Origin of the sequence: Pedococcus sp. (genome assembly GCF_036554925.1) — a bacterium.
GTDB lineage: Bacteria > Actinomycetota > Actinomycetes > Actinomycetales > Dermatophilaceae > Pedococcus_A.
In genome coordinates, this window is record NZ_DATBMI010000077.1 from 1 (window position 1) to 2,440 (window position 2,440).

General features: G+C 71.7%; 2 protein-coding genes and 1 pseudogene. 2 read left to right on the forward strand and 1 reads right to left on the reverse strand.

Annotated features, from left to right (window positions below; translation table 11 throughout):
- Positions 1-434: class I SAM-dependent methyltransferase (locus tag VIB11_RS06410; protein WP_332029485.1), on the reverse strand; the 434-nt coding region annotated here is incomplete at its 3' end.
- A 333-nt stretch (positions 435-767) separates the two neighbouring features.
- Between VIB11_RS06410 and pheS the strand changes: the two genes are divergently transcribed.
- Positions 768-1,862, forward strand: a complete 1,095-nt coding sequence (gene pheS, locus VIB11_RS06415; RefSeq protein ID WP_332029487.1) for a phenylalanine--tRNA ligase subunit alpha — start codon at positions 768-770, stop codon at positions 1,860-1,862.
- Positions 1,862-2,440, forward strand: a pseudogene (locus VIB11_RS06420) (phenylalanine--tRNA ligase subunit beta); the annotation flags it as partial. The gene pheS and the pseudogene VIB11_RS06420, both read left to right, overlap by 1 nt.

The window sequence follows — 2,440 nt, forward strand, 5'->3', positions numbered from 1 at the left end:
CCCACGGAGGCCCAGAATGCGGCCAGGTGGTCGTCGGGCACGTGCGAGAGCCAGTACGTGAAGACCACGCTGTCGAAGGCGCCACGCGGCGGCTCCCACGCGAACACGTCCGCGACGACCCGTTCCACGGCGGCATCGGGCAGCCGCTGGCGGTTCAGTTCCAGCACCTCGGGTGACGCGTCGACGGCGGTGACCCGGTCGGCGTGCTCGACCAGGAGACGGGTGAACAGGCCCGTCCCGCACGCCAGCTCCAGGACGTCGCCGGTGGGGGCGAAGTCGTGCACCACCTGCTCGATCTCGGCGACGTCCTCGAACCACTGACGGTGCAGCTGGGGCGGCAGCGCGTACGAGCCCCGACGGGCCCACCACTGGTCGTAGACCGGGGCGCGCCGCCGGTAGTACTCGACCTGCTCGGCCACCCCATCGTCGCGCACGGCCAACAGGCTAGCCGTGCCCACACCTCGATATCGGCTTGCCGGTGGGGGAGTGCAGGGGCACGCTGGAGGCATGGCATCGCCGACGCAGCGATTTACCGCGCCTTCGGACGCGGCCGCGACGCTGCGCTGAGGGCGCCCCACCCGCCGACCACGTCCGGCGACTGCCGCCACCGGCCGCTCCGCTCCCTGAGCGCGGCCGCGGCCACGCGGCATACCCCTCGCCTCCGCCCTCCGAAGGCCTCACCCAGCAGCAGGACCGCCCGCGCGCGGCCCCTAGACTCGGGACGCCGCGCCCACCGGACACGGGTGGAAAGCCGACAAGGAAAAGGCATGTCTGGACCCAACAAGCAGTACGACCCCGTGGAGGTCGCCGCTCTCGACCCCGCCGCCATCGCGCAGGCGGTCACCGAGGCAGAGGCGGCCATTGCCGCGGCGGGCTCCCTCGAGGAGCTCAAGGCCGCCCGGCTGGCGCACCAGGGGGAGAAGAGCCCCCTGGCGCTGGCCAACCGCGAGATCGGCGCCCTGCCTCCGAGCGCCAAGGCCGAGGCCGGCAAGCGCGTCGGGCAGGCCCGTGGCCAGGTCGCGCAGGCCCTCAGGGCGCGCCAGGAGGAGCTCGAGGCCGAGCGCGACCAGCGCATCCTCGTCGAGGAGACCCAGGACCTCACGGTGCGGGTCCCGCGCCGCCGGCTGGGCGCCCGCCACCCCATCAGCCTGGTCACGGAGCGCGTCGAGGACATCTTCGTCGCGATGGGCTGGGAGATCGCCGAGGGCCCCGAGCTGGAGTCGGAGTGGCTGAACTTCGACGCGCTCAACCTCGGCGCCGACCACCCGGCCCGGCAGATGCAGGACACCTTCTTCATCGACCCGCCCGAGCTCGGCCTCGTGCTGCGCACCCACACCTCGCCGGTGCAGGTGCGCACGATGCTCGGGGGCGAGCCGCCGATCTACGTGCTCTGCCCGGGCAAGGTGTTCCGCACCGACGAGCTCGACGCCACGCACACGCCGGTGTTCCACCAGTTCGAGGGCCTCGTGGTCGACGAGGGCATCACCATGGCCCACCTCACGGGCAGCCTCGACGCCTTCGTCTCGCGACTCTTCGGCGAGGGCACGGTGACGCGGCTGCGCCCGTCGTACTTCCCGTTCACGGAGCCGAGCGCCGAGATCGACTGCCGCTGCTGGATCTGCGAGGGGCAGGACAGCCAGTGCCGCACGTGCGGTGGCACGGGGTGGATCGAGATGGGCGGCTGCGGCATGGTCAACCGTCGCGTGCTGACCGCCAGCGGCATCGATCCCGACCGCTACACCGGGTTCGCCTTCGGCCTCGGCATCGAGCGCTCGCTCATGCTGCGCCACGGGGTGGGCGACATGCGGGACATCGTTGAGGGAGACGTGCGGTTCAGCACGCAGTTCGGGATGGAGATCTGATGCGCGCGCCAGTGTCATGGCTGCGGGAGCTGGCCGACGTGCCGGCCGGGGCCACGGGGGCCGACATCGCGGCCAGCCTCGTGAAGGTCGGCCTCGAGGAGGAGGCGCTGCACGGTGGCGACATCCAGGGCCCGCTCGTGGTCGGGCGCGTCCTCGAGGTCACGCCCGAGAAGCAGAAGAACGGCAAGACCATCAACTGGTGCCAGGTCGACGTCGGCCAGAACGGCCAGATGCTCACCGAGGGCACGCCCCAGGGCATCGTCTGCGGTGCCCACAACTTCAAGCCCGGCGACCACGTGGTCTGCATCCTGCCCGGCGGCGTGCTGCCCGGCCCGTTCGAGATCAGCGCCCGCAAGACCTACGGCCACGTCTCCAACGGCATGATCTGCTCGGCGATGGAGCTCGGGCTCGGCGACGACCACGACGGCATCATCGTTCTCGAGGAGTGGCTGGGCGACAACCCCGAGGTCGTCGCCGGCCTCGAGCCGGGCCAGGACGCCATCGAGCTGCTCGGCCTCGCCGACGAGGTCGTCGAGGTCAACGTGACCCCCGACCGCGGCTACTGCTTCTCGATGCGC